The sequence below is a fragment of the bacterium genome, assembly GCA_020444065.1.
Classification (GTDB): Bacteria; Sumerlaeota; Sumerlaeia; order SLMS01; family JAHLLQ01; genus JAHLLQ01.
Genome location: JAHLLQ010000001.1, coordinates 947862 through 974574, shown reverse-complemented (window position 1 = coordinate 974574; position 26713 = coordinate 947862). Strand labels below are relative to the sequence as shown.

Annotated in this window: 22 protein-coding genes and 2 tRNA genes; 10 read left to right on the top strand and 14 right to left on the bottom strand. The window is 59.9% G+C overall.

The window, feature by feature from the left end; translation table 11 throughout:
- Window positions 1–65: 65 nt before the first annotated feature.
- Both KQI84_03460 and pgsA read left to right on the top strand, forming a co-directional pair.
- Window positions 66–1154, top strand: coding sequence for an aminomethyltransferase family protein (locus tag KQI84_03460; protein ID MCB2153916.1), 1089 nt, complete (start codon window positions 66–68; stop codon window positions 1152–1154).
- Window positions 1154–1774: a CDP-diacylglycerol--glycerol-3-phosphate 3-phosphatidyltransferase gene (gene pgsA / locus KQI84_03455; protein MCB2153915.1), complete on the top strand. Its 621-nt coding sequence runs from the start codon at window positions 1154–1156 to the stop codon at window positions 1772–1774. Before KQI84_03460 ends, pgsA begins: the two co-directional genes overlap by 1 nt.
- A 1-nt stretch (window position 1775) precedes the next feature.
- On the opposite strand, the gene KQI84_03450 is transcribed toward pgsA, so the two are convergent.
- The 3 genes from KQI84_03450 to KQI84_03440 are packed head-to-tail and all read right to left on the bottom strand — an operon-like array spanning window position 1776 to window position 5074.
- On the bottom strand, window positions 1776–2123 hold the full coding sequence (locus KQI84_03450; GenBank protein MCB2153914.1) for a hypothetical protein: 348 nt from the start codon (window positions 2121–2123) through the stop codon (window positions 1776–1778).
- Window positions 2124–2126: 3 nt separating this feature from the next.
- A complete protein-coding gene (locus KQI84_03445) occupies window positions 2127–3551 on the bottom strand; it encodes an insulinase family protein (GenBank protein ID MCB2153913.1) in 1425 nt (474 codons plus the stop codon).
- Window positions 3548–5074 carry an insulinase family protein gene (locus KQI84_03440; GenBank protein ID MCB2153912.1) on the bottom strand — a complete coding sequence of 509 codons (1527 nt, stop codon included), beginning with the start codon at window positions 5072–5074 and terminating at the stop codon, window positions 3548–3550. Before KQI84_03440 ends, KQI84_03445 begins: the two co-directional genes overlap by 4 nt.
- 249 nt (window positions 5075–5323) lie before the next feature.
- Here KQI84_03440 and KQI84_03435 point away from each other — a divergent pair, with 249 nt between their 5' ends.
- The gene (locus tag KQI84_03435; GenBank protein MCB2153911.1) at window positions 5324–5806 is read left to right on the top strand and encodes an Lrp/AsnC family transcriptional regulator; all 483 of its coding nucleotides are present in this window, start codon (window positions 5324–5326) and stop codon (window positions 5804–5806) included.
- Between the two features lie 35 nt (window positions 5807–5841).
- Window positions 5842–6999 (top strand): aminotransferase class I/II-fold pyridoxal phosphate-dependent enzyme, encoded by a 1158-nt coding sequence (locus KQI84_03430; GenBank protein ID MCB2153910.1) that lies wholly within the window; start codon window positions 5842–5844, stop codon window positions 6997–6999.
- Window positions 7000–7002: 3 nt separating this feature from the next.
- Here the strand turns inward: KQI84_03430 and KQI84_03425 are convergent, their stop codons facing one another.
- The 3 genes from KQI84_03425 to KQI84_03415 form a co-directional block, all read right to left on the bottom strand.
- Window positions 7003–8358 carry a hypothetical protein gene (locus KQI84_03425; GenBank protein ID MCB2153909.1) on the bottom strand — a complete coding sequence of 452 codons (1356 nt, stop codon included), beginning with the start codon at window positions 8356–8358 and terminating at the stop codon, window positions 7003–7005.
- Between the two features lie 128 nt (window positions 8359–8486).
- Entirely contained in the window at window positions 8487–9482 is a 996-nt protein-coding gene (locus KQI84_03420) for a radical SAM protein (GenBank protein MCB2153908.1), read from the bottom strand.
- Window positions 9483–9484: 2 nt separating this feature from the next.
- Entirely contained in the window at window positions 9485–9889 is a 405-nt protein-coding gene (locus tag KQI84_03415; protein ID MCB2153907.1) for a YkgJ family cysteine cluster protein, read from the bottom strand.
- 170 nt (window positions 9890–10059) lie between these two features.
- On the opposite strand from KQI84_03415, the gene KQI84_03410 reads away from it, so the two are divergent.
- Complete coding sequence (locus KQI84_03410; protein ID MCB2153906.1) at window positions 10060–14055, top strand: serine/threonine-protein kinase; 3996 nt, start codon at window positions 10060–10062, stop codon at window positions 14053–14055.
- Window positions 14056–14075: 20 nt separating this feature from the next.
- Window positions 14076–14447, top strand: coding sequence for a hypothetical protein (locus tag KQI84_03405; GenBank protein MCB2153905.1), 372 nt, complete (start codon window positions 14076–14078; stop codon window positions 14445–14447).
- Between the two features lie 4 nt (window positions 14448–14451).
- Here the strand turns inward: KQI84_03405 and KQI84_03400 are convergent, their stop codons facing one another.
- Complete coding sequence (locus KQI84_03400; protein MCB2153904.1) at window positions 14452–15432, bottom strand: NAD(P)-dependent oxidoreductase; 981 nt, start codon at window positions 15430–15432, stop codon at window positions 14452–14454.
- A 187-nt stretch (window positions 15433–15619) separates the two neighbouring features.
- Between KQI84_03400 and KQI84_03395 the strand changes: the two genes are divergently transcribed.
- The 3 genes from KQI84_03395 (at window position 15620) to KQI84_03385 (ending at window position 16585) form a co-directional block, all read left to right on the top strand.
- The gene (locus KQI84_03395) at window positions 15620–16363 is read left to right on the top strand and encodes a class I SAM-dependent methyltransferase (protein MCB2153903.1); all 744 of its coding nucleotides are present in this window, start codon (window positions 15620–15622) and stop codon (window positions 16361–16363) included.
- 44 nt (window positions 16364–16407) lie between these two features.
- Window positions 16408–16483 (top strand) — tRNA-Gln (locus tag KQI84_03390).
- Window positions 16484–16507: 24 nt separating this feature from the next.
- Window positions 16508–16585 (top strand) — tRNA-Glu (locus KQI84_03385).
- 73 nt (window positions 16586–16658) lie between these two features.
- On the opposite strand, the gene KQI84_03380 is transcribed toward KQI84_03385, so the two are convergent.
- The 5 genes from KQI84_03380 to KQI84_03360 form a co-directional block, all read right to left on the bottom strand.
- Entirely contained in the window at window positions 16659–17642 is a 984-nt protein-coding gene (locus KQI84_03380; protein MCB2153902.1) for a cytochrome c, read from the bottom strand.
- Window positions 17643–17854: 212 nt separating this feature from the next.
- Window positions 17855–18640 (bottom strand): formylglycine-generating enzyme family protein, encoded by a 786-nt coding sequence (locus tag KQI84_03375; GenBank protein MCB2153901.1) that lies wholly within the window; start codon window positions 18638–18640, stop codon window positions 17855–17857.
- 120 nt (window positions 18641–18760) lie between these two features.
- On the bottom strand, window positions 18761–21409 hold the full coding sequence (locus KQI84_03370) for a hypothetical protein (GenBank protein MCB2153900.1): 2649 nt from the start codon (window positions 21407–21409) through the stop codon (window positions 18761–18763).
- Window positions 21410–21565: 156 nt separating this feature from the next.
- Window positions 21566–22915: a UDP-N-acetylglucosamine 1-carboxyvinyltransferase gene (gene murA / locus KQI84_03365; GenBank protein MCB2153899.1), complete on the bottom strand. Its 1350-nt coding sequence runs from the start codon at window positions 22913–22915 to the stop codon at window positions 21566–21568.
- Window positions 22916–23121: 206 nt separating this feature from the next.
- Window positions 23122–23787: a hypothetical protein gene (locus KQI84_03360; protein ID MCB2153898.1), complete on the bottom strand. Its 666-nt coding sequence runs from the start codon at window positions 23785–23787 to the stop codon at window positions 23122–23124.
- 185 nt (window positions 23788–23972) lie between these two features.
- On the opposite strand from KQI84_03360, the gene KQI84_03355 reads away from it, so the two are divergent.
- Window positions 23973–24140: a hypothetical protein gene (locus KQI84_03355; GenBank protein ID MCB2153897.1), complete on the top strand. Its 168-nt coding sequence runs from the start codon at window positions 23973–23975 to the stop codon at window positions 24138–24140.
- A gap of 51 nt (window positions 24141–24191) precedes the next feature.
- On the opposite strand, the gene KQI84_03350 is transcribed toward KQI84_03355, so the two are convergent.
- Both KQI84_03350 and lepB read right to left on the bottom strand, forming a co-directional pair.
- Window positions 24192–25955, bottom strand: a complete 1764-nt coding sequence (locus tag KQI84_03350) for a nucleoside kinase (GenBank protein MCB2153896.1) — start codon at window positions 25953–25955, stop codon at window positions 24192–24194.
- A 153-nt stretch (window positions 25956–26108) separates the two neighbouring features.
- Window positions 26109–26669, bottom strand: a complete 561-nt coding sequence (lepB, locus tag KQI84_03345; GenBank protein MCB2153895.1) for a signal peptidase I — start codon at window positions 26667–26669, stop codon at window positions 26109–26111.
- Window positions 26670–26713: the final 44 nt, after the last annotated feature.

Here is a 26713-nt window from a genome sequence, read left to right as displayed (position 1 = left end):
GGGCACACTTCCTATTCAGGCCTCCGGGCCGCGCACGATTCTCGTTCGCAAGGATGGCGATTATCATGGCTGGCCGCAGGACTCCCCTTGGCAGTTGGCATGAAGCGCACGGAGCGCGATTCATCGAAGAAGGCGGCTGGGAAATCCCCGCTTATTACAGCTCCGTGGAAGCTGAGTACGATGCGCTTGGAGACAGCGCTGGACTGATCGATCTTTGTCACCAGGGACGATTCAAAGTCAGTGGCGAAAAGCGCGAAGAAGCGCTCAATCGCCTCGTGACAATCGATCTCAAACGTCTGCCGCAGAACAGACTCGCACACTGCTTCATGTGCAACGAGCGCGGTGGCATCATCGATGAAGTCGCGATCTACAAGGGCGACCAATTCTTTCTAATTCACAGTCACGGTGGCGCTCGCCAGCAGGTGCATCAGTGGCTGCGCGACGAGATGGAGGAGTTCGACGTCGAAGTCGCCGACTCCAGCGTCACTCAGGGGGCGCTCGATATCCGAGGTCCTCTTGCGCGTTCCATTCTCGATGCATCCGTCCTCGACGGATCACCCCCACCGGAACCGAATACCACCTCTATCGTGCAAATTGGCCAGGCCCGTTGCCTTGTCTTTAACCGGAAGATCGGCAGCAGCCAGTCCTTCGAAGTCTATGCGGGTTCGCTCTACGTCGAGAGCGTGTGGGAGCGCATCTACTCGGTCGGTTCCAAGATGGGTCTTGTGCCTGTCGGTTGGTTGACATTGGACGTTCTTCGTCTCGAAGCCGGCGTGCCGCGCTATGGCCGCGAAATCGACGACGACACGACGCCGATTGAGATCGGCGCCGCGATGCGCGTGGACTTCACAAAGCGCAAGTTCCTTGGAAAGCGCGCGTTGCTCCACAGCACATGCGGCGAGTTCAGCCGGCGTCTCGTGACATTGCGCTTCGACGGCGTGAAGATCCCATCAAAGGGCGACCCCATCGAGGTTGACGGCACACCCGTTGGTTTCGTTACAAGCGGAGCGCGCAGCCCGCGAATCGATCGCGCTATCGGGATGGGATTCGTCGACGCGCTCAAATCCACCGTGGGAACACAGCTTCAGGTGCGGATCGAGGATCAGACACACCTTGCCGTTGTGACTGAGTCCGCCCTTGGACAGGCGACTTAATGACATTACCGAATAAACTTAGTCTCAGCCGCATCTTCATCATTCCGTTCTTCCTGGTCGCGCTGCTTGTTGGCGGTGCGTTCCCCGAGGAGCCTGGCTTCTATGCCTGGTTTCGGCTCGTGGCCTTACTGTTTGTGATCGCCGCGTCGATCACGGATTGGCTGGACGGCTACATTGCAAGGAAGACGGGTGAGGTTTCGACGCTCGGAATCCTATTGGATCCGCTCGCGGACAAGCTCCTCGTCACGTCTGCATTCGTGGCTTTCGTGGAACTTCAGCTCTTTCCCTCGTGGTTGATCATCATCATCCTCTGCCGCGAGTTCCTCGTCACCGGTCTGCGGACTGTCGCCGCGAAGAGAGGCATTGTGATTGCCGCCGATCGTTGGGGCAAACACAAGACCGGGTGGCAGCTTGCGACGATCATCACGACGCTCGTCTTCCTGACGGCGCGCGAGTTTTTGCGGCACTACGGCATGTGGGAGAATCCGCTGGTCAGCAATTGGGCCGCGGACCAGATCTTCCACTGGACCTTGCAGGCACTGCTGATCATTACGGTCATCCTGACCTTGATATCCGGTACGCTTTATCTGGTAAGGAATCGCCAACTGCTCGAGGAGTGATTCAACCGATCGGGAATCGTGCGCTGGCAAGAGTGCTCAAGAGACCCAGCGCCCACACGATCATTCCCCAATCGCGCAGGCGCCGAAACGTCCAACTGATCCAAAGATAGTAGATCAACTGAATGCTGAGAAATGCCACGCCGGCGAATTGCAGATCGGCGTGGATCGTGTTCGTTGCGAGGTCTTCCAGTCGCTCCGGCGAGGCGGTCATTCCGATTGCTGCGTAGATCGCATTCGCGATGGTGACAACAATCAGAATGATCCGCCACGGCCAGAGAAACAACTCCTCGCGCCGCAGCCGCTCGGGGCTCTTCACCGGTTCCGTGGGCAGTGGCGCGGGAGTCGTCATTTCTTATTCGGGCTCACTCACAGTCACATTGCCAAGGCTCTCGAACTCGGATTCGAGCTCATCCGCGGGGCCAACGAGGACCGTCAGCATCTGGTCCGGATGCGTCAGTTCCTGGGCGACGCGCTGAACATCTGCAGCCGTCACGGCATCCAGACGATCCAGGTACGTCTCCAGGTAGTCCGCCGGATAGTCATCCATGTCCAGGTCCATCTGGCGGTTGACGATTTCGTGAACGTTGTCGAACTGGAAGACGAAGGAGTTGCGAAGCGAATCCTTCGCCCGCTGCAGTTCCTCCTCGGTCACCGGAGCTTCGCGCATCGACTCCATGACATCAACCATCACGTCGAAGGCCAGTCGCGCGGTCTCGTTCTTCGTCTGTGTCAGGGCGATGTAGATTCCGCCGCCCTTGCCGTCGAACAATGCGCCACCGACGCTGTAGGCAAGGCCGCGATTGCTGCGCACTTCCTGCATCAGGCGAGAACTGAATCCGCCAAGGCCGAAGATCTCGTTGTATACCTTGATCGTCAGCTCATCCGGATGGTGCAGCGTCACGCCCTGGTGACCCATGCGGAGCGTCGTTTGCGTCAGGTCCTTGTTGATGACCGCAACGCCGGGATTCACGGACTTGATCGGCTCGGGATACTTGAATTCGATCTGATTCGAGCCGTCCCAATTGCCATAGACCTTTTCGAGCTTCTGCATCAACTCGTCGGGATCGAAGTCGCCGGAGAAACCAATGCAGGCGTCTTTCGGGCCGACGTTTTCACGGTGCCACTTCACGATGTCATTGCGGGTGATCGAATCAAGCGATTCCATCGTGGGTTCCCACGCAAACGGATTCTCGGGGCCGTAGAAGCGTTGACGGAATTCATAAGCCGCCAATTCCATCGGATCGTCCGCGCGGCGGCGAATCTCGTCTTTGATGCTCTCCTTGGAGAGCGTGATCATCTCTTCCGGGAACGCCGGATGCATCACGACGTCCGCCATGATATCCAGCACGCGATCGGTGTCACGAGACAGGGCGCCCATATTGATCTTGATCGTGCGGGCGCTGACTCGCGATTCCACGGAAGCGGCCAGGAACTCCAGCTCTTCATCCAGTTCGCTGCGCGGAATATTCGTGGTGCCACCCATGCGCATTGTCTCGCCGACGATGCGGCCGAGGCCCTTCTTGGCCTTGGGATCCGCCAGTTCACCGGCCGGGATCACGAGCGTACCATTGATCAAAGGCAGTTCATCATTCGGCAACAAGTAGACACGCATGCCGTTCGACAGCGTACGAATTTCAGGAGACGGAGGAGAGAACTCCAACGGCGGCGAGACGATATCGCTTGGGCTGCTCGGAATCGAGGAGCACGCAGCCGTCAGCACCGCGGCCAGCATGAGCATTGTAATGCCGGCGTTCTTGATCAGTTTCGTCATCTTCATTGCATTGCCTCCATTCCATCCGCCTGGCCTTCAGCGGTTTCCGACTCGCCTGTGCGGTAAACAACCACGCGGCGCTCCGGAGTCAGATATTCCTTCACAACCTGCTGAATCTCTTCCGGAGTGATGGAACGCAAGAGCTCCAGTTCCTTCTCGATTGCATACGGGTCCTTGTACAGCGTGTAGGAGCTGGCAAGGCGACGGGCCAAGCCGTTGTTCGAACGCAGGCCGCGCAGATTGTAGGCATCGTACTGATTCAACACCTTCTCGATTTCGCGCTCGGTGACGCCTTCTTCGGCGATGCGATCGAGCTCTTCATAAACCGCCTGCTCCACATCGAAAATCGTGTACGGTGGAAGCGGGCTGAAGCCGATGATGAACGCGTTGTCGTACTTCGATCCTGGGCCGATGAACGAGTAGATCTCGCTGGCCATGTGATCTTCCAGGACCAGCTTCTTCATCAGTCGCGAGGACCGCCCGTAGCTGATGATCGAATCCAGCAGCGAGAAGGCGGCGTCTTCGCGCGTCGGGATACCGGGCTTGTTCCATCCGATATACATCTTTGGCTGAGCATCGCTCTGCAGTTCAATTCGCCGCTCACCGTTCTTCACGGGTTCCTTGGTCGGAACGCGGTGGGGCTTTCCGGGGGCATCCCAATCGGCGAAGTACTTCTCTGCCAGCGCGATGACTTCATCCGGATCCACGTCACCCACGATGGCGGCAACGGCGGCCTTCGGTCCGTAGCGTTCTGCGCGGAACTCGCGAGCCATCTCAGTCGTCAGATTGCGAACATCCGTCGGCCATCCGATGATGGGCTGGCCGTAGGGATGCGCGTCGTACAGCACAGAGCTGAAGACTTCAAACATCTTGCCGTCGGGATCGTTGTCGGTGCGCATGCGGCGCTCTTCGACGACGACGTCGCGTTCGCTGTAGAACTCGCGGAGCACCGGGTGCTTGGCGCGTTCGCTCTCCATCCAGAACCACAGCTCCAGCTTGTTGGATGGAAGCGAGATGTAGTAGTTCGTGGCGTCCCAACCCGTCGATGCGTTCAGGCCCGTTCCGCCGGCCTGCGTGTAGATCGCATCGAACTCGTCTTTCACGATGTACTGGCTCTGCTCTTCCTGCAGTTCGGCCAGCCGTGCGCGCAACTCGTCGAGTCGCTCCTGGTTCGGCTCCAGCTTCTGCAGTTCCGCCTGGGCCTCGTCCTCCACGACATCCATCTCGGCCATGATGGCCTTCTCGGCTTCGTAGTCGTTCGTGCCGATTTTCGGCGTTCCCTTGAACGCCATGTGTTCGAACATGTGAGCGATGCCGGTCTGGCCGAGCTGCTCGTCCGAGCCGCCCACGTCGAAGGTGATTACCGTGCTGAACACCGGTGCGCCCTCGCGCGGGTAAATCAGGAACATCATTCCGTTGTCCAGTTGGTGGACAACCAGGTTGTCGGAAATCTTCTGCGCGGGTGCCGCGGCGACCCCCAGCAGCAGAAGCACCCCCATCCAAAGCGGGGCAAATCGTCTGCTTCTCATTCGTGACCTCCAAGGTTCATACGGTAGGAATGGTCTGGCGCGCGGCCAGGCCATATGACAGAGCAACCGTGGTTATACGGCGCTGCCGACGCAACCCTTCATCCAAGATGAGAAATCCTGATTTCGGCGCCGAATCTCTTTCGGCGACACCTGTTCGGGCAATCCTCTGTCATCTATTCCGATCTCCCATTGCCGCAGGTCGGGTAATCGGGCTAGGACGCGGAAAATCCCGACGCGAGGGCCAGGTCCATGCTGGAACGCATCATCAAACTGCTTCACGAGAATGCTCGATTGAGCGAGGAAGAGATCGCCCAGCGTGTGGGGGCCAAGCCCGAGGAAGTCGCCCGCCTGCTGGAAGAGGCCGAATCCGGGGGTCTGATCAAGGGTTATCGCGTCATCACGGCAGATGAGGCCCAGCCCGACGATCGCGTTGTCGGCATGGTCGAAGTCGGCCTCTCGCCCGAGCGCGATCGCGGCTTCGACCGCATTGCAGAGCGCATCGCTCGCTTTCCCGAGGTGCTCTCCTGTACGCTGATGAGCGGGACCTACGATCTGCTCGTGACGGTCAACGGCAGCGATCTCCGCAGCGTCGCCGCCTTCGTCAGCGAGCGCCTCGCCACAATCGAGGGAGTGCGGTCGACGCGGACGCATTTTGTGCTCAAGCGCTATAAGGAAGACGGAGTCCTGCTGTTCAAGGACTCCGTGCCGGAACGCCTTCCGATCTCGCCCTGACAGACAGCTAACTCATTGAAAGCCAGTTTCCTGCGATGACAAACCGACTTGCAAAGACTGTTGTAGATTTGCCGCCTTCCGGTATTCGCCGCTTCTTCGACCTGGTGGCCGCGCGCCCCCAGGTGATTTCGCTCGGTGTCGGCGAGCCCGATTTCGTGACTCCCTGGTCGATTCGAGAGGCCGGCATCTTCTCGCTCGAGAAGGGCGCAACCAGCTACACGGGGAATCGTGGCCTCCCGGAGTGCCTGGACGCGATCGCTGCCTACCTGAGCGGCCGGTTTGGCGCAGAATACTCGCGGGACGAGCTTCTGATCACCGTCGGCGCCAGTCAGGCCATCGACATCGCGCTTCGGGCGATTCTCGACCCCGGCGAGGAAGTCGTCGTGATCGATCCCAGCTATGTATGCTACGAGGCGCTGATTCGCCTGGCCGGCGGTGTGCCTGTTCCCGTGGCCGTGGATCCGAAGCGCGACTACTGCCCCGATCCCGCTGCCATTCGCGCCGCCGTGACGGATCGCACCAAGGCGATCTTTCTCAATTACCCAAACAATCCGTCCGGGGCGACCTATTCCAAGGAACTGCTTGAGCAAATCGCCGCCATCGCGCGCGGCCGGGATTTGCTCGTGATCAGCGATGAGATTTACGCCGAACTCACCTACGAGGGCGAACACGTTTGCTTCCCAACGCTGCCGGGCATGCGAGATCGCACGATTCTCGTCTCCGGCTTCTCGAAGGCCTTTGCCATGACCGGTTGGCGGCTGGGATACATCGCTGCCCCGGCGGAACTCGTCGCGGGTATGCTGAAGATTCACCAGTACGCCATGTTGTGCGCCCCGATCACGGCCCAGATGGCGGCGATTGATGCGCTGGGTCGCGTGAACACCGATGTACGAGAGATGCGCGACAGCTACTCGCGTCGTCGTCGCATCCTTGCCGACGGGCTGAACGAAGCAGGTCTGCCCACCCCCATGCCGCGCGGAGCGTTCTACTGCTTCGCGGATGTGCGCGAGACGGGTCTGGACGACGTGGAGTTCTGCGAGCAGCTGCTCGAGGCCCAGGAAGTCGCCATGGTGCCGGGATCGGCTTTCGGCGCCGGCGGACGCGGATTCGTGCGCGGCAGCTTCGCGACAGCGGAGCCGCTTCTCGTCGAAGCCGGCCGTCGAATCGGGAAATTCACCGCAACGCTGAAGTAGAATCTACTCGTCGAGTTTGTCGTCGGATTTCGCAATGGCCGTCTCGGCCATTTCGAGCGCCCGCGCCAGCACGATGTCTTTCACGCGAAAGTCGCCATCGACTTCGACGTCCGGCGCGATGCCGACGCCTTCCCATGGCGAGCCATCGGGCGTCAGCGTTTGCCAGCGCGGGAGAACGACCATTGTGCCGTTGGGCAATGGCCACGAACGCGGATTGGCGGAGCTTCCTCCGCTTGTTGCACCGATCGAGACGGCTCGCGGTGCCTGGCGCATCATCAACAGGAATGCCTCGTTGCTGCTCAGGCACACAGGGCCCTGCAGCACAAACACCTGACCTTCGTAACGGCGCTCGGGCGGATTTGCGCGCACCCAACGCTCGCGCACGTCGGTCCAGCCCGTTGGCGATTCCGGATCGCGATTGCGGTGACCGGCATAGTGGCTGTCTTCCTGCAGAAACCAACCTGCCATTGCGCGCGCGTCGGTTTCCACACCGCCGCCGTTCCCACGCACATCCACGATTAACGCATCGGTTTCCTCGCACATTTCCTTCATGATGTGCGCGATGATCTCCAACTGCTGGTTGTCGTTGTTCCACGCGTGAACTGCCAGGTAACCCACGCGCCCCTTTGTGGCGCTCCAGACGATATTATTATGCTCCTGGAGATTCGGCAACTGGCGCTTCAGATCCTCGATGTTGCCGTTGTACTCTGCGTGACGGCGATACGTGCTGTAGCGCTTCCCGCCAGGATCGCGCAGGTACAAGTGCGCGTCCTCTGCAGGCGCCAGCAGAATCGACACGCGCAGCAACCATTCCTCGGTGGTGGGGGAGCGTAGAACCCACCCTTCGGCATCATCGAAAACCGATTCCCAATCGGTTCCCGTGCGTTCGTAATATGAGTAGCGTTCACGGAAGAGGCGGCGAAACTCCTGCCACGACTTGTAGTTGTCGCCGCGCGCCATGACCATCTCATCGCCGCACGACGTTGTGAACCGAAGGAGGGTGGGCTCGACTGCCTGACCCTCCGTGGAGCGGAAGCCCTGAGCCGACGGGCAATTGATGTTGATGAAGTACATGCGCTCCGGCTTCAGCTTCACCGGCAGCACGGCCGTTCGGTCGTCGCGATAGGATGGTTGGCCTGCGAGTTCAGGATAGTGCTCCCCGCCGCCGCACCAGGACCAGGAACCAGGAGCCATGGGGCGATCGAACCGCACGACGATTTCGGAAAGAGACGGATCAACTTCGCGCGCTTCCATCGTCGGCGTTGTTGCCACAACGACGGGTTTTGTTGCTTCTGCCCGAGCGGTAATCGGCCCGAGCATCAGAAGCGCGAGCAGCGAGAGCAAACTACGAAGTCCCATTACCATCCCTCCTGCCGTGATTCTCATACGACATCACCGGGGGAGCAATTTGAAAGGGGATCGCTATCCTGTTCTTATCGCAAAGGCGAAACAGGCAGCCGGATTGTGGAACGTGGGTACTCCGTGATTCACCGCGTAAACGGTTCGTCCTGAGTGAAATCCGGGCGGTAGTACTCCGACGAAATCGGTTCCTGCGTCAGGACGTTCTCGAGTCCGAAGCGCTCGCAGGCGCGGAGCGCGCGACCGTATTCGCGCATCGAGATGCGACGTGATAACAGCACATGATTCATCGCCTGATGCGCCGGAAAGTACTGTGCCATCAGCGAGATCGAAACGTGCGGGCTCAGTTCCGTCGCGATCCACTCCAGGCAGTCTTCTGTGCCTGACAACTCGTTCGGCAGGACCAGGTGGCGGATGATCATGCCCCGCCGAGCAGCGCCATCGCCATTCAGCAGAACTTCATCGCCGACCTGGCGGAACATCTCCTTCAGTGCAGCGCGGGCATGCGTCGGATAGTCGCGAATGTGCGAGTACTTCCGCGCCGCATCCGGATCGGCGTACTTCAGATCTGGCAGGTAGATATCCACGATGCCTTCGAGTTGGCGCAGTACATCCAGATGATCATAGGCGTTCGTGTTGTAGACGATCGGGATATGCAGCCCGCCGCGGGCAGCGATCAGCAGCGCGCGTACGATCTGCGGCACGAAGTGCGTCGGGGTAACTAGGTTGATGTTGTGGCAACCGAGGCGCTGCAGCGCGAGCATCCGATCGGCCAGTTGTGGGATCGTGCATTCGTGGCCGCGCGCTTCGGCAACGTCCTGGCTGATCTGGTAGTTCTGACAGAACTCACAGCGTAGATTGCAGAGGCCGAAGAAGATCGTTCCTGAACCGTGTTTGCCGGAGATGGGAGGTTCTTCGCCGAAGTGGGGGCAATAGGAAGAGACGATGGGATTGATGCCGGCGCGACATCCGCCCGTTTCCCCTCCGGGGCGATTGCTGTGGCACTCGCGCGGGCACACGCAGCAATCCGCCAGCATCTCCTCCAACGCCTGTGCTCGGCGTTCCAGTTCACCACTCTCCAGCAGGGCCAAATAGCCCGGCCGCCACCCATCGTCCCGCGCCATATTCAGTCCTCGGACATTGTGCGTTTGTTCGCCGGGGGATGGCCCGCCGCGGCGCGCCATCCCTCGCAGAAATCCATGATGTTTTCCGGACGCCACCGCGCCGGGAAGTCTCGGCATTGCTGCGGCTTGACCGGATTGATTCGACAGGAATTGTCCTGCGCCAGAAAGATGCAGCTCTTTAGGTCATCCGACTGGTCGATCAGGTGCCACTTGTGGGTCGGGCGATCATATTGACAGTAGGTGTCGAGGAAGGACTCTCGGCTGAGGCCGAGGAACTCGGCGATCTCGTCGATGTTCTTCTTGTTCAGCTCGACGTAACCTTCGCCGCGGCAGCAATTGCCGCATTGATGACAAACGAATTCGCCAACTTCGTAGGGCCACTCTTCGGCCCGCTCGCTGGTGCTCATACCACTCATCCCTTGTTGACCGCGGCGCTAACAAGCCCGCTCGCGTGGGAGAAAATGTGCGGAGTCTGCCGACGTCCTGTCAATGCCGGTGGGGGCAAATCCGCTTGCTCGTGTCTCCGCCAAGCGCCCATCATACGCATCAAACGATCAGCCGCCCCAGGAGGGGATCAATGGCCAAGGACCCTGAAGAGCTCAGCGAGGCTCCGACGGAGATGCCGGAGGAGGAACTGCCTTTGTCGCCCGAGCAGATGGCGACTTTGACGCAGTTGAATCCCAGCCAGACATTGTCCTTCGAAGCTCCGCGCACCGAAACCGCCCCGGCGGGATTCGACGCGTTGGCCTCGTTGCCATCGCGTCACACGATCCAGCAGCCGTCCGGCGAATCCAACGCCATGACGGTTTCGAAGAGCGAGATTCCGACATTCGGCGGCAAGGCCACTCCGCCGACAATGGGACCGGGGACCGAAACGGCCGGCGCGGAGGGTGAACTGCCGGAACGGCTCGAAGAACGCAAGCCGCAGCAGGATCGTCCGGACTTCGTGCTGAAGGAAGTCATTGCCCGGGGCGGCCAAGGCGAAATCTGGCGCGCGTGGCAGTCCTCACTCGCGCGCGAAGTTGCGGTGAAGTGTCTTTCCGCCGGCGAGGTTTCCGCTTTCCTGCAGGAAGCGTTCACCAGCGGCGAACTGGACCATCCGAACATCGTTCCCGTCTACGATCTTGGGCGCACGGCGGCTCGCGGCAAAGAGGAACCGCTGCTGGCGATGAAGCTGGTTCGCGGCACGCCGTGGCACCATCTCATCGTCGCCGATCGACGCGCGGCGGACTTCAACCTGGATGCCTACCTGGCTCGGCATATGCGCATCCTGATCGACGTTTGCAATGCCGTTGCCTACGCGCACGCGAAGGGAATCATCCATCGCGATCTCAAGCCGCAGCAGGTCATGATCGGCGACTTTGGCGAAGTCTTTCTGATGGACTGGGGCTTGGCCGTCAGCATCCAGTCGGAAGTCCCGATGCACTCGAGAGAGAACGTGCCGAAGTTCCTGTCTTTGGCGACGGCCACGAATCCGTGTGGCACGCCGGCGTTCATGGCTCCGGAGCAGACATGCGAATCGCCGGATGGGCTCGGATTTCACACCGACGTTTATCTACTCGGCGGCATCCTCTACGCGATCGTAGCCGGAAAGCCTCCCCACACCGCCCCCACGGCACAGGGCGCCTACCTGCAGGCCGTTCACAATCAGATTGAAGAACTACCAAGCTGGTGTCCGCCGGAGTTGTCGACCCTGGCGTTCAAGGCCATGGCCACGAAGCCGGAAGACCGCCCCGCTTCGGCGCGGGATTTTCGACTCGCGATTGAGGAGTATTTGAGCGGTGCAGGTCGGCGGCGCGAGAGTGTGGAGATCACGAACGAAATCGAGAACATCCTCGAAGGCACCGGCGCGTTGATCATCGCTTACGAGCGACTGACGGAACTGGAGCAGCGACTTGTGCGGGCGCTGCAATTGTGGCCCGGCAACGAACGCGCAGAAACAATGCGCCAGCAGGTTCTCGAGCGCCACGCGCACCAGGCATTGTACGCCGGGGATCTTCAGTTGGCACGGACGCTTGCCGGTGCCGTGGAAAACGAGGAGAAGCGCGAGAAGCTGATCAAAGGCGTTGAGGCGGAAGAAGTGCTGCGTCTTCAAAAAGACCGGCAGCGCAAGCTCTTCCTGGTCGCCAGCATCATCCTGATCATCCTGATGAGCGGTTCGCTCGTCGTGGTGTTCGGGTTGCGACAGGCAAACTCGCGCAAAGACCTTGAGCGTCGACTCGCTGCGCAGCGATTGGAAGTTCACCAGGAGCGCGCAAGCAAGCTGGCACAACTAACTGCTTTGCGAGAGCGCGAAGAAACGCTGGCACCACGGCTTGGACGACTAGCGCCATTGCCGGATTCTATCACCCCGAGCGCTTCCACTACGCTCGATGAAGAAGCACTGGCGCCGCTCTTCACGGAACTGAAGGAACTTGAAGCAGAGCATTCTCGCCTGGCGGAAGCCGGTTATTCACTCGGCCCTCCACCATATCAACTAACGCTCGCAGAGGCGAATGTTCTGCTCGCGCGCAGTAAGTCCACGGATGAGATCACGCGCGCCTATGGCCTGTATCGTGACGTGCATGATCAATTGCCGGCGCTTCCCGAGCCACTAATCGGAATGGGCGTTGCCGCGGCACGGGCAGACAATTTGACATCCGCGACGCAATTGCTTGAGCAGGCAGTCGATCGCACGCGCCAACTGCGCGGGGCCGATCATCCGGATACGGCGCGGGCCCTGGCGCTGACGGCTAGTGCTTACCAGAAACTCGATCCCGATGCGGATGCCTATCGCACGTTGTATCGCCAGAGTCTCAACATTCTCGAGCCGCAGTGGGCGGAGTTGTCGCTCACACTTGCCGATCAGTGGGATGCTCTCGGAGAGCCTTATCGAGCGGCGGAGTATTCCACACCCACTTTGCCGCTTTATCAGCGACTCTATGGCGAAGAGTCGCCTGAGGCGGCGCGTGCTTACAAGGAAGTCGGCGATGCGTTGAATGCGGCCGGGCGCGCTGCCGAGGCGATGGCGTACTTCCAACGCTCGCTGCAGTTGCGCGAAGAATTGCTTGGTGAGCAGCATCCTGAAACCGTTGAAGCGTTGGCAAGCGTTGCCCAGCAACTCTTCGGCGAAGGGCGGTACGATCTTGCAGAGGAAGAGTTCCTGCGTCTGCTCGAGCTGGAGACCGAGCTGTATGGTCCCGACTCCACCACCGTTGGTGCGACGAACCACAGCCTGGCACAGTTGTATCGATTCCACCGTCGCCCAGACCTGGCAGAACCGTACGCGCGACGCGCTTACGAGATTGCGCTCAAGAATCACGGCCCGGATCACCCGGAAGTCGCCGATGCGACACACACGTTGGCCATGACGCTGGGTGCGCTTGGGCGATACGACGAGGCAGAACCGTTGGAGTATCGAGCGCTCGCGATTTATCGCGCTACCAAGGGCGAAGATCACCCGGACATCGGCTCCTTGTACCATGACGTCGCCTGGGAGTTCTTCTTCACGCGCGGACGTCTGCCGGAAGCGGAATCCATCTGGCGGCACGCGCTGCACATTCGTCTGAAGCGGCTCGGCCCCGATCATCCCGACACCGCATCGCTTTACAACGCGCTTGCGATTGCAATTCTCGACCAGGGGCGCCTGGCCGAAGCGGAGCCTTTCTATATTCGGTCCATCGAGGCACAACGGACGGCGTACAAGACTGACACTCCGGAAATGCAGGCCGCGTTCTTCAATCTTGGCGAGAACCTCTGGCGCCAGGAACTTCGCAAGGAAGCGACGCCGATCTTCCTCTGGTCGTTGGCGCTTTCGCGTGAGGTCCGCAGTCACGAAGGCGTCTTCAATGGGCGCGTGATCTACTACCTTCTGAGAAACTTGATCGACGAGTCGCTCGCAGGCGATCGCGACAACGGCCGTAACATGCTGATCTTGAGCAAGTGGCTGCAGGATGATGCGTTCAACACTCCTGTTTATCCGCCGCGATACTTGGCGATGGAGTTGACGAGTCGATACCAGGGCATGATCGAGGCGCTGCGAAGCAACGATCTCAATCGGCCGGACCTGGTTGTCGCGCCGATCCTTCGAAGCGAGTTGATTCTGCAAATGACCGATGCTCCCACAACGCATCCGTATCGGCTGCGGCGCGTTGATCCGTATGTCGAGCAATTCGGCCTTCAGGGCAAGGTCACCGCGTTGCCCGAGCCACCATTGGAAGAACTGACCACTGACGAAGGCGATTTCCTCACGACTGCTGTCCTCGCATGGCTGGACACGGTGGCGCCCCTTCCGGATTGGCAGAAGGAATTCCCTGGAAGTGGACTGACACTCGATGACCTGCGCCCGGCGGGGGAGGAACTGCACGAAGCGATGGAGCGCGTGCTTGCAGAACGAAAGGCAAGCTACCCGCCGGAACTCCTGCATCCGCCGGAGTGGATGCAATTGCTGCACGACGCCCGGGCGTTGGCGCTGACACACGCTTACCCCGAAGCACGCGCGATATATCTGCAGGCCATCGCCGCAGCCGAAGCAGCGGGCGCCTCGGCGGAAGATGTCAACGCCGCACAGGACGAACTGGCGGCAGTGCCGTAGACCAGCTTTGAGGATGACCTATGAAGACCTGTCCTTCCTGCTATCGCAAGCACCCTGACGAGGTGGAATTCTGCGACTGCGGCACGGACTTGCGGTCTGTCGCTCAGATGGCGAGTTCGCCCGCACCTTCTCCAGGCGGTGTGTACGGAAAGCGTGGGCCTTGGATGTATGAGTTCGTGCTTCCGCTCTGTCGAATCCTTGTCATGTTGGGAGCGATTGGCTCGACCGGCTACGGAGTGCTCGCCTTCTTGAAAGGCATGTTCGGAAATCACCAAAGGGGCTTTGGCGAGTCGCTCGTCGTCCTGCTCTTCTATCTCGTGATTGCGGTTTTGCTGGCGGGGTTGAATTGCGTCTTCTACGTTGTCCAGGACTACCTGGAGGAACGCTGCTAAGCGCTTACAGCCAATCGTTTTCGCGGTACCAGCGAATCGTCTGGCGCAGTCCTTCGGGCAGCGCCCATTGAGCTTTCCACCCGCATTCGAGCGTCAGCTTTCCACTGTCTGCGATCCACGATCCTGCGGCCAGTTCGCGCATCTTGTCGCGTCCGAACGGAGAGAGCGGCCGACCGGCGATTCGTCCGGCGGTATCGAGAACTGCACCCACTGCCCAACCCGCAGCCAGCGGAATACGAATCTGTCGAATGCGCCGTTCGAGCGCGTCGCCCATCAACTCCATCACGCGCGAGTAGGGCCAGGTCTGCGGATCGTTGACGAAATACGTCTGGTTTGCCGCGGCGGAATCGTTCGCTGTGACCACGAGCGCAGAAACCACGTCGTCGACGTGCGTCATCTGAAGGTCGATATCCGGACCGGCGGACACAGAGATGCCCGTCTTCTTCAGCGGCTTCAGGATCTCGTAGATTTCGTGCTCCCGCGGTCCGTAGATCGCGCCGGGGCGAAGGATCGTCACGGGAAAGGCCTCTCGTGCGCGTGCGGCGAATTGCTCGCCCTTCAGCTTGCTGCGCCCGTAAAGGCTGACCGGCGCGGGGAGATCATCCTCGGTACGCGGCTTGCCTTCGACTGCCGGGCCTGCCGCCGCGAGGCTGCTGAGGTGCAGAAACCGCCCCTTGAAGCCCGCCTCGTGCGCGCCGAGCAGGACATGCTTCGTACCCGAAGCGTTGACCTTCATAAACTCCTGCGGGCGGACCGCTTTCGTCAGTCCCGCCAGGTGGAAGATCGCATCCGCATCGGCCGTCGCACGTCCAATGGCTTTCTCGGACTCAAGCGTGCCCTGAACAAACTCACACCCGATCTTCTCCAGAAAATCCGTCCGGGAGGTCTTTCGGACAAGCGCGCGAACCTCCCACTCTTCGCGGCGCAAGCGCTCGCAGAGATTCTGGCCGACAAAGCCGGTCGCTCCGGTAACAAACGCAATCATGACGACCTCCGCCGCGATGGAAAGACGCATCGCCCAACAGTGGCAAGCGGAAGCGGACGCCTTAGAGCGGAATAGAGGCATCGCAAGAGCCGCGGAAAGTCTTCTCTTGTAACCTCCCGCGCTTGATCCTCTCATCAGGGGTTTCGGAACGATAACATGCCAAGACCACGAATCAGGACCAACCCTCATGGCCGACTTTCAGAAAATCTACGCCACCCAGGCAGACGACTACGACCTCCTCGTTTCGAGGGAGGACTTCCAGGGCAATCTGCTCCGCGCAATTCGAGAGATCGCCGACCCGGCAGGATGCGACGTCGTCGAATTCGGGGCCGGCACCGGCCGCCTGACGCGCCAGATCGTTCCGCTTGCTCGATCGGTTCAGGCATTCGACGCCGCAGATGCCATGCTGGCCGTCGCGCGCGAACGCCTCGCGGGCCTTCCCGAGAACTGGACGCTTGCCGTGGCTGACAATGCTGCTTTGCGCTGCGAGGACAACTGCGCCGATCTCGTCCTGGCGGGTTGGACGTTCGGGCACCTGGCCGGGTGGTATCGCGACGCCTGGGGCGAGAAACTCGCAGCGGTCATGGCGGAGATTCGCCGCGTTCTGCGTCCCGGCGGAGGAGCCGTGATCATCGAGACCCTCGGCACCGGAAATACCGAGCCTGCTCCTCCGGTGCCGTGGCTGGCGGAGTTCTATCAAGCCTTCGAAGAGGAGTACGGCTTCTCTCGTCATGCCATTCGGACCGATTATCGATTCGAGTCCGTCGACGAGGCTGAACGGCTGACGCGATTCTTCTTCGGCGACATCCTGGCCGATCGAGTCCGCGACGAGCAGTTGGCGATTTTGCCCGAGTGTACCGGCATCTGGTTCCGCCGGTTTGGCGAAAAAAACGCGGATTCTAGCCTTGACGAGCCGCAAGGGTCTCCGTAATGACCTTCACACGCTTGCGGCAAGGATGTCGCAGGCCCTCCTGCTGGGGAGTGGTGCAGCTGGTAGCACGCTTGACTCTGGATCAAGATGTCGGGGGTTCGAATCCTCCCTCCCCAGCCAACAAGTTTCTCTTCATAGGATTGGGGTCCCATCGTCTAGCCCGGTCCAGGACGCCGCCCTCTCACGGCGGAAACAGGGGTTCGAATCCCCTTGGGACTACCATCGGAAAGTAAAATCGCCCCCGGCCGAACGGTCGGGGGCGATTGTATTCTCAGGGCGTGAATGATGGCCGCGCTTACTCCACGTCGCGGTATGCGATATGGCATTCGAGACACGAGAACTTCAGTCCCTCCCATGCCTCGCCGATCGCCTGCCTGTCCTTGATTTCGACAGCTTCCTGAAGCGCACGCGCCTTCTGCGCCGCTTGCTCCATGAGCTCTCGCTTGTGTGCGTCCGAATCCCCGCTCAGCAGACCAAGGCGTTCGAGGCTCTGCGCAATGCTCTGTGCTTCCGCCGCGGGGGAGGTCTCCGTGTAGTTCGGAGGCGCATCCCATCCGAAACGCGCCGCCTCGCGCAGCACGGCGAACGACTCGTTCATGTGCTGCATCCACCAGATCGTCGGGGGCATTCCGACCTTCTCGGGAAAGTCCTCCGGCACCCAATCGATTCGAGCCCGATCGATGTAGTAATAAGGCCCGGCAATATCGGCCCACACGGCGGACCTGGAGATGGGATAGCCCGCGCGGCGAAGGAGGAAAAGCGCTCGTTCGGAACTGCGATTTTCCAGCCACCCCGCCGTGATTGCCGCCACGGGCAGCGCGCGGATTTCTCCCGGGGCGGCGTGAATGTAGTAATTGCCCTCCATCCAACTGGCGACTCGGAGCAGATTGTACAGCTCGCCGCTGTTGATGTGCCCGTACCTCATCGGGACGTGGACGTAAGCCATTCCATGCGCTGCCGCCGCATAGAAATCCGGCGGAGCGAAGTCGATGCTGATCAGCGTGCGAACGCCTTCCTTCCGCAGTGCACGCAACGCCTCTTCATTCGGAGGAGCCGATCCGGCGATGACCAGTTCGTTCATCCGCCAGACTTCAGCGATCCCCGGGACGTCCAACTGCAGCGGTGGGCTCGTATCGGTCGCGGCCACCATCAGCCGATCGACCTCGGCCCCCGACGGCACACGAAACAGCGGCAAATGGACCTCGGGGGCCGCCCGTGCCTCTCCCCACACCGCCATGACGGCGACGAGCAGAATGGCCTGTAAGGTGCGCAAAATCAACGAGTTGCGGTCCTCGCGCGGAGGGTCGGTCAAACAACGGACCGCACGGTCCGGGCAGATGTTAGAATCCAATCAGGCCCGAAGCGCAACCCCGACGCGCGAGTTGTGTGGCTTGCTATCAAAGGTTCCGGTGATTTGGAGAGCCATCTACGCCTGGGTTTCGACCTCGGAGAGGCCGGCTTCGGTCTCGATCTCCTGCCAGTATTCCCCGGCTACTTGACCGCCGATTCCTTCATCTCCGCCAAGATGCGAAATCCCATGTGGCTATTCGAGTCGCCTGCGTGCAAGGCCCATGTCGTGTCGCAATTGAGGTGGAGATCATTTGGCAGCCCCCATTCACCCCCTTTGCACTGTCGGATGTCTTGGCCCTTGAATTCCTTCATCCCCATTCGCATCTGATCTTGATCCAGACACCATTCCTGCACATTCCCCAGCATGTTGTAGAATCCCTTTGGATTCGCAGGCTTTGTCCCGACCGGATGAGGACCATCTGGGCTATTGGGTTGATACCATGCCCAGAAAGGCGCTGGCGCCTCCTCGAAATCCGGATATCCGGTACAGTTGCAGGCGCTTTCCCATTCTGAGACAGAAGGAAGCCGAATTCTGACAGGAAGGTCCTTGAAGGAGTCGCAGTAGTCGTTGGCATCGTACCAACTGACGTTCGTTACGGGCAACTCAGACCCCGTGTGCTCCGAAGGGCAATCCGCCATCACCATGAGCCACTGAGCTTGACTAACTTCCGTGACTCCAAGCCACTTCGCGTTCTCACCGGCTTCCGGCGTAGATATCCTACGGAAGTAGATCGCTGATCCTGAAGAATGAATCAGGACTGCTCTCTCTCCGAAATCCTGCCAACTGAACTGCCCAGTTGCTTGCCCTCCTGCGGCAATCGCAGGCGTTGATTGGCGATCGTGAGGCTCGGTGGAAACCGCCTCGTCAGCGTGAGCGATCACGCAGGTAATAAGAAGAAAGGCGACAGTAGTTAATTCTGTGTGCATGCAAGCGCCTCCAGCCAGCCAAGAACTCTTATCACACCGCCATGACGGCGACGCGCGGAATGTCAGCATCGATGCGCATCGTCCCGGGCATCTTATCGATTGCCCGGGACGACTTCGCGTCTATTCGTAGAGCATCCACCCGTTGGGATCGGCTGACGCAACGGCCGCCAGTTCGGCAACGGATACTGATCCGCCGAAGGCTGCGAATAGAAGGCCCGACGGGCTTCTTCGAGCGCTGGGAGGCTGGTACTCAATGACTCCAACGCTATCGAGGCCCTCTTCGAGCAGAGTCCAGGAATCGCCCGCATCGGTGCTCTCGTAGATCCTCGATCCCGTTGTGAAGAAAATGTGGGACGAGTCCGATGGGTCGATCTCGATGTCACGAATGACCTCGTAGACCTGACCTTCCTCCAGCGCCGGGCCGATGTCTTCCCAGGTATCCCCGGCATCGACGGATTTCTCAAGGAACAAGACGTCTGTGGACTTGCTGCGTTGTTGCAGCATCAGCGTCTCATTCCCGGCGACGCCTGCAAACACATTCCTGGAGCCGGCTGTCAGCGTCTCGCGAACCATCAATCCTGCCTTCGACCATGCTGTTACATCTGCAAATCCGACAAGGCGAGCCGTGATGACGCCATCGCCCGAGAGCTGTTGATAGGCATAGTGGAACGCATCCTGGCGGCCGTAGATTTCATGCCCATACGCAGTGATTTCATACTGTCCCGCGGTCTCGATCACTCCACCGGATTTGGTGTGCTCCCCGATGTCCATGTTGCTCCATGGCGCCGCCGTTGCCCATGTGACGTTTTCGAAGGTCGCGGTCGTGGAGACATTGTCGAAATTGGCAGAGACCGCGAGACCGACATAGACATCGCTCGGCAGGTCCATATTCAGGCTCCCGTAATCCTGCCACGTTGAGCCGTCGCTCGACAATCTCGCGGTGAAATCGTTGCCAGACCGTTCGAGCTGGAGCCAGATCGGGAGTTCTCCGGTCAGGCCGGCCCACCAATCACCGCCATCGGTGTACCCCCCGCTTCCATTGCCGGCATAGACCACATTCCCATTGTTTGGATCCACCGCAATGCTGTGGCCATAGAAGTAGTACATCTCGCCCTGGTAGCCGGAGAGAACTTCCCACGTATCTCCCTCATCCATGCTGCGCAAGATGCCGCCGGGATACCCGTAGATCGACTTGCATCCTGCGTACAGAATCCGCGAATTCCCGACCGGACCCCATTCCATCCAACTGATTGTCCCGATTCCGGCGGGAGCAGCAATCGTGTAGGGCGCCGTCCCACTGCTTCCGGAGGTGAGCAGCTTAGCCACTTTGCTGTCCCAATCTGCGCCGGCGAAGATCACACGACCGGGGTCGTTCTCCGAGGCATAGATCGAGTTCAAGTAGGTCGTCTTGTCGCCGGGTCCCGCATTGTAGATGTTACTCCAGGTCTCACCATAGTCCAGGCTCTGATGAATCCAACTGAACCCAGTGCAGAGCATCTCGCCCCCGGTTCCCGGCAGCGCTGTCAGCGTCGTGGCCTCGTATCTGGAATCCGTGACGATCTCCCAGTCGACCGGATCGCCTTGCGACCAGGTGCCCATGTCGGCGCGGAATGCTCCGCGCTGTGTCCCGAGGAAGACCAGATCGGGGTTCTCCGGATGGACATAGACATCGGAGACGTTGATTGCCGAAAGGCCCTCGTTCATAAGTTGCCATGTCATACCCTGATCGGTGCTCTTGCTCACGCCGTTGTCATGGTCCATCGCAGCCAGCAGTGTCCCAGTCGTGGGCATGGCGGCGGCACGAACACGCTGAGCCAATTCCGGCAGGTGCGTACACTGATCATCCCAGGTTTGGCCGCCATCGTAGCTGAGATGCACTGTCGAATTCAGGACATCGGTTCGATCAGAGAAGGCATAGAATCGGCTCGCGACATAGGGATCTGGCAGAAGGTACATGATGGCCCCATAGTGCGTTTCCGTCCAGGAGTCCCCCGAATCCTCTGAAAGATAGATTCCTCCGCCTCCTCCCCAGACGCTTGCCAGCAACCGTGTGGAGTCGCCTGGATCGATCACGACTCGATCCAGCAGCGATTCATGAAGGATGGAATGCAGCGGAGTCTTGGCCCAAGTGTCCCCACCGTCGATTGACTTGAAGACGCCGAAGTTATCGATCGCCCCGACCCCTTCGTAGCTCAACAGAGTACAATACAGAACGTCCGTGTCGTTCGGATCGAGCGCGATTGACGTGGGAGTTCCAACCCCACTTTCTGGCACTGGGCCGACTTCATCCCACGTGGCGCCGCCGTCGGTTGTACGCATGAAGGGGTAGTATGGTTCGCGCCAATCGTAGTGATTCTTGCGATACATGATGTCGGGATCGCTCGGGTGAATTGCGTAGATCGGAGTCGAAAAACCGTGATACTCCCACGTTTGGCCGCCATCGGTGCTGATGTGTCGCCCGACATAGATGGTGTTCGGATCTCCGGGAAGAAAGTGTACCTCCCGAAACGTCCCGCTCCAATCCGTCACACCGACATCCATGACCTTCTGCCAAGTCGCCGCCCCATCCTTGCTCTCGAAGAGGTAGGGCGGCCATTCACCCCCGATTGTGGCGACAAAGTAGATGTGGTTCGGATCGGATGGGTCTACAACGAGGTTATCCCCTCGCACAGTAGCACCCGTGATCTCCAGGTCCTCCCAGGTCATCTGCGCCCATGCGGGCGCGATCGTGACAAATAGAAGAGCGGTCATGCACGACAGGAACTTCATGTCTTTCTCCTCCCACCAAGATACTTGAGACAATATGCAGATGGCAGTCTTCCGCCGAGAGGTCAAGCTAGAAGCCGGTGAGGAGTCATGAGGACAAAGAACGCCCCCCGGGGAAGCGGGGGGCGAGATTGCTTTTCGTTCTGTGTGGCAGGGGGCCTACGCCTGGGTTTCGACCTCGGAGAGGCCGGCTTCAGTCTCGTTCTCTTCCCAGATATCCAGGCCGGGGTCGCGTTCCTGTTCTTCGGCGCGGCGAATCTTGGCTCCCAGAGAAGCGAGCTTCTGCTCGAAGCGCTCGTAGCCGCGTTCGACGTGGTAGATGCGGCGAACCTGGCTTTCGCCCTTAGCGGAAAGGGCCGCCAGCACCAGCGCCGCTCCGGCGCGCAGGTCGGACGCCATCACCGCGGCGCCCTCGTATTGCTTTGCGCCCTCGATCGCCACCATCGAGCCTTCGCGGCGCATGCTGCCGCCCAGGCGGTTGAGCTCTTCGACGTGCATAAAGCGATCGAAGTAGATCGTCTCGCGAACCGTTGACGAGCCGGGGGTCAGCCCGAGCAGGGCCACGAGCGCCGGCTGGACATCCGTCGGAAGGCCCGGATAGGGCTCCGTAACCAAGTGGAGCGGGTTGCCGGGCTCGCCCTCGGTGCGACGGACCCGCATCGACGTTTCCGAGGTGTGCGTGATTTCCGCGCCCCAGTTACGAAGCGCCCACAGCGTGGAGGTCATGTCGGTGCCGTTGATATTCTGCAGCAGGACATCGCCGTCGGTCATCAGCGCGGCAGCAGCGAACGTCGCGGCTTCGATGCGATCGGGCATCACACGCCACTTGACCGGTTCCAGGTGTTCGACGCCGTCGATCGTCAGAGTTTCGGTGCCGACGCCGTCAATCTGGGCGCCCATGGCGGTCAGGAAATTCGCCAACTCGACCACTTCCGGTTCGCGGGCGGCGCCATTGATTACGGTGCGGCCCTCGGCCAGAACGGCGGCCATCAGAACGTTGCAGGTGGCACCGACTGAGGAACCATTCGGGCCCAGCAGCGACATCTCGGCGCCCTTCAGGCCGTTGTGGCGGGCATGGACGTAGCCTTTGCGTTCGACCATCTCAACGCCGAGGGCGCGGAAGCCCTTAAGGTGGAGGTCGATCGGGCGGTTGCCGATGTTGCATCCACCCGGCTTCGAAACCGCGGCCCGCTGGAGCCGGGCGATCGTCGGTCCGAAGGCGTACATGGACGCACGCATCTTCCGCATCATTTCGTACGGGACCCAGTCGGTATCGAACTGGCGCGAATCGATCACGAGGCGACTGTTCTTGAACACCACCTTGGCGTTCAAATGCTCCAACAGCGAGATCATCGATCGGATGTCGCGGAGATCCGGAACATTCTCCAGAACGGTCTGGCCATCCGCCAGCAATGCCGCACACATCAGCGGCAGGCAGGCGTTCTTCGAGCCGCTGACGAAGACTGTGCCGCGAAGCGGCTGTCCTCCTTCGACGACGTACATATCCATTGGGTGAGGTGCTCCTTCGGCCACGAACGAATTGGCGGCAGCCGGGCAATATCGGGCAGGGCCGCCATCCCCGCCGGGCCCTGCGGATGGGCAGGGCTAAGCGCCACTCGATCTGTTTCAGCGGAACACTGTCAAGAAAAGCCAATCGGCAAGAAGCAAGAAAGTGATTCTGTGAGGCCGCGCCCATGCGATCCCAAATCCCAGTCTCAAGACATGTACTGCGAGAGGTTGGGTTTCTCTTTGATGCGGTCGGGGCGGCAGAAGCAGTACTCGAGGTTCCCCGACTCCACTTTGTGGCAGAAGTGCAGCAGCAGATCGATCCGTTCCTTGGCGGCGAGAGCGATGTCAGCATCGAATGCCTTGATGTATTGAGGCTTCATCGAATTGGTCACGAGACGGGGCACGGCGCAGAAGATCCTCTTGATGGCGCCCTCTTCGCCCATCTCACTCCCGGCCTTGGTAATCAGGGATTTGAGGAGCAAGAAGAGGTTCGTGTATAGATTCACAACTGTTGGGGAAAGGAAGGGCTCCGCGAGGAAGACTCGCGCCAGGAAGATCCGGGCATCTTCATGAAAATCCTCCGGCGACGCCTCCCAAGACTCGTTTCCTTGCAGCAGAGCATGCTCCGCAGCTACGGCACAGTACCATGTGAACATGGCATTCATCTCGGCCCGTTTGCCCGAGACGATGCGATCGAACCCCGAGACGATGCGGAGGGCACCGCCATCCTTCTGGGTTCGGAACTCCTTTAGGACGTAGCTGATGGCTGTCGCGAGCGCGAAGAACTCCGGCGGTGCGAAGATCTCGTCGATCTTTTCGCCCGCGTGGTCGCCGTTCGTCTGGTAAATCGGTATCGTGGGTGCCGAGGCCATCGAGTTCTCCTTCTTTCCCCCAATCTGCCAGTACCTTCAGCCTTGGCGGACACTCTTCACCGTCGCAAGAAGAAACGAATCGACCACCCCATTGCCGGCACATGCCGAATTGCGAGATTCCTGTCGCCCCAGGACTGAACGCGGCATCTCATTGAGCCAGCCCATTGTGAGGAGAGGAAAGGGCCATGGCTTGCGAAAACTGCACACTGCGATCGAAGTACGACGACAACCCAGCGTCCATTCTTGCGAGGCTCTGGAAGTGGCATACGAAGTGGTGCCCCGGCTGGAAGAAGTACATCGCTTCGCTGTCGGAAGAGGAACGGCAGAAGGTTCTCGAGAAGTACGCCAAATAACAAGGCGCCCCGTTTCCAGGGCGCCTTTGATTCAGCGTTTGTTCGTTTGCATCAGTACGTGAAGCACGATCCACCGATGAACTCGCGCAGCAGTGAATGACGCGGGACGAAGTCTGGATCGATCTCGCGGAAGTAAGACAGGAATTTCATCAGGCGCGCAGCCTCGCTCATTTCCGGGTCGCTGCGCTTGACGCGCTTGAGGACGGCCTGAGCAAAGGTCTTCAGTGCGGCGATCTCGTACGGAAGTGCCGAGTTGAAGATCACGTCGGCGTTTTCCTGGTACGGGAAGATGTTCTTCTCTTCACCACGGCGCACCGACGGCCAACGCTTCAGTGTCTGCACCGCGTCGTAACCACGATAGTTGAAATCGCGCACCAGTCGACGGATCAACCGCGCGTCGCTGGAAGGGATTCGGTTGTGATCGTCGATGTTCAAGTGCGTCAGAGGGCTTGCGTAGATCTTGAACTTCAAGCCATCCGGAATCGTCGGCAGCAGGTTGTCGTTTAGGCCGTGAATGCCTTCGAGCAAGATCAGTTGATCCTCATCGATTTGCATGGTCTCGCCCGGACCGCTGCGACCTTTCTGGAAGTTGAACTTCGGCAGTTGAACCCTCTCGCCTCGCAGCAATCCGCGAATCGCTTCCTGCAGACGTGCCACGTCGATTGCGTGGAACGACTCAAAATCGTACTCGCCCTTTTCGTCGCGCGGGGTGTCCTCGCGGTTGACGAAGAAGTCGTCAAGGTTCACGACGACCGGGCGTTTTCCGTTCACGCGCAACTGAATCGCCAGACGCTTCATGCTGGTCGTCTTGCCGGAGGACGATGGGCCGGACAGAAGGATGATACGCGGGCGACGTTCGTGCGTCGTGATTCGGTCGGCGATCGCAGCCAGGCGCTTCTCGTGCAGCGCTTCCGCGATCAGGATGTACTCCCGAACGCGCCCGGCATCGATCAGCGCATTCAAGTTCGGAACCGTGCGCCACTCGAGGATTCGCATCCAGCGCTCGTATTCGCTCAGAACGCCGAACATCTTCTCCTGGTGAACGAACGGCGGCGTATCGAGCGGTTTGCTGATCGTCGGAAAACGCAGCACAAAACCGGGTTCGACCGTTTGCAATTCGAACGTCTTCAGATAGCCCGTCGAGGGCGCGAGTTGGCCGTAGAAGTGGTTGATCTCGCTGCCGAGCTGGTACACTGACACCGGGCCGGACGCACTGTACTTCAGCAACTCGACCTTGTCGTGCAGTTCCGCCTCTTCAAAGATCTTGATCGCCTTCTCCAAAGGATACTCGCCGCGCTGGATGGGCTCATCGGCGTCGATGATTTCCTGCATCCGCCTTTCGATCGAGCGCATATCGACTTCGCTGACCTGCACCGGGCCGTCCTTCTGATACTGCTCACAGTACAACTCGCAGTAGTAGCCCTGGTCGAGCGAGTGATTGATATAAATGCGCAGATCCGGGAACAGTTCGGTGACTGCACGGATCAGAACGAAGCTCAAGCTGCGGCGATAGATCAGCATTCCGTCGCGGCTGCCCAGGTGAACGGGCTCGAGCAGACCCGCCTTATCGAGCGGGCGCTCCATCGAATAAACTTTGTTGCGGAAACGCACCGCAACGATCGGGTACGGCGCCTCGACTTTGCCGAGTTTCATCGCTTCACCGGCCGGCGTATTGAGCGGCACGCGAATGGAGTTCCCGCCTGGAAGGGTAATCTTCACCTTCGGGCCGACGGACTTCTTCTGAGAAGCGGCGGCTTTCTTTGAGCCGGCGGCCTTCTTGGCCTTTGCGGCCGGCTTCTTGGTTTTCTTGGTCACTTTTTCTACCATCGATCTTATTTCTCCTTAGACATGCGAAGCGGAGCAGTTTCCGGAGCAGGAGGCCGACTGTCAACTCCAGTCGACGGCTGCCCTCCAGAAAAGAAAGTCATGGTGAACTGGTGATTATGGGGATGTTTGTAAGTAGATTCTTCAGACAGAGCCGAACCGCGTCAGGGGAGCATAGCGCAGGAGGGGCTTGCCAACAATGGTCTCGCCTTTGATCGGGCCGAAATAGATGGAATCCCAACTGTTGTCGCCATTATCGCCGAGAACGAAGTACTCATCCTCGCCCAGCATGTAGCCCTTCACGTAGCTGGGAGGCCACGCCCCACGGCTTTCGAGCTCCGAACGCGATGGCTTTCGATTGATGTACGCCATGTGATTCACAACGACGACCATGTCCCCAGGAACCGCGGCAACGCGTTTCACCATGTTGGGGCCATTGCCATCGGGCGCCTCAATGACAACGATCTGGCCGCGGTCTGGAGTGCAGTCAGTGCACTCGCGTACAATCAGGCGATCGCCAATTTGCAGAGTTGGAATCATCGAGCCGCTGATTACTTCGTCTGCCCGCAGACTCCCCCCAATAAAGAGCCCCCACAGGACCATCAAAGCGAGCAGGATCAGGCTCGTGATCAGCAAGCGCCGACCCGTTACCTTGTTGGGATGTCGCGGCTCTTGCCGTGGTTGCGATACTGCTTCGGCTGTCATCGGGCACGAGACCTCCGGGTATCTCACCAATACCCGGAGAGAAT

Bases quoted from the DNA above. Each gene is read 5' to 3' on its own strand.
- lepB (MCB2153895.1), bottom strand. From the start codon at position 26,669: ATGACAGCCGAAGCAGTATCGCAACCACGGCAAGAGCCGCGACATCCC.
- KQI84_03420 (MCB2153908.1), bottom strand. From the start codon at position 9,482: ATGGCGCGGGACGATGGGTGGCGGCCGGGCTATTTGGCCCTGCTGGAG.
- KQI84_03445 (MCB2153913.1), bottom strand. From the start codon at position 3,551: ATGAAGATGACGAAACTGATCAAGAACGCCGGCATTACAATGCTCATG.
- pgsA (MCB2153915.1), top strand. From the start codon at position 1,154: ATGACATTACCGAATAAACTTAGTCTCAGCCGCATCTTCATCATTCCG.
- KQI84_03435 (MCB2153911.1), top strand. From the start codon at position 5,324: ATGCTGGAACGCATCATCAAACTGCTTCACGAGAATGCTCGATTGAGC.
- KQI84_03375 (MCB2153901.1), bottom strand. From the start codon at position 18,640: ATGCACACAGAATTAACTACTGTCGCCTTTCTTCTTATTACCTGCGTG.
- KQI84_03410 (MCB2153906.1), top strand. From the start codon at position 10,060: ATGGCCAAGGACCCTGAAGAGCTCAGCGAGGCTCCGACGGAGATGCCG.
- KQI84_03370 (MCB2153900.1), bottom strand. From the start codon at position 21,409: ATGAAGTTCCTGTCGTGCATGACCGCTCTTCTATTTGTCACGATCGCG.
- KQI84_03400 (MCB2153904.1), bottom strand. From the start codon at position 15,432: ATGATTGCGTTTGTTACCGGAGCGACCGGCTTTGTCGGCCAGAATCTC.
- murA (MCB2153899.1), bottom strand. From the start codon at position 22,915: ATGGATATGTACGTCGTCGAAGGAGGACAGCCGCTTCGCGGCACAGTC.
- KQI84_03425 (MCB2153909.1), bottom strand. From the start codon at position 8,358: ATGGGACTTCGTAGTTTGCTCTCGCTGCTCGCGCTTCTGATGCTCGGG.
- KQI84_03415 (MCB2153907.1), bottom strand. From the start codon at position 9,889: ATGAGCACCAGCGAGCGGGCCGAAGAGTGGCCCTACGAAGTTGGCGAA.
- KQI84_03405 (MCB2153905.1), top strand. From the start codon at position 14,076: ATGAAGACCTGTCCTTCCTGCTATCGCAAGCACCCTGACGAGGTGGAA.
- KQI84_03360 (MCB2153898.1), bottom strand. From the start codon at position 23,787: ATGGCCTCGGCACCCACGATACCGATTTACCAGACGAACGGCGACCAC.
- KQI84_03395 (MCB2153903.1), top strand. From the start codon at position 15,620: ATGGCCGACTTTCAGAAAATCTACGCCACCCAGGCAGACGACTACGAC.
- KQI84_03450 (MCB2153914.1), bottom strand. From the start codon at position 2,123: ATGACGACTCCCGCGCCACTGCCCACGGAACCGGTGAAGAGCCCCGAG.
- KQI84_03440 (MCB2153912.1), bottom strand. From the start codon at position 5,074: ATGAGAAGCAGACGATTTGCCCCGCTTTGGATGGGGGTGCTTCTGCTG.
- KQI84_03355 (MCB2153897.1), top strand. From the start codon at position 23,973: ATGGCTTGCGAAAACTGCACACTGCGATCGAAGTACGACGACAACCCA.
- KQI84_03430 (MCB2153910.1), top strand. From the start codon at position 5,842: ATGACAAACCGACTTGCAAAGACTGTTGTAGATTTGCCGCCTTCCGGT.
- KQI84_03460 (MCB2153916.1), top strand. From the start codon at position 66: ATGGCTGGCCGCAGGACTCCCCTTGGCAGTTGGCATGAAGCGCACGGA.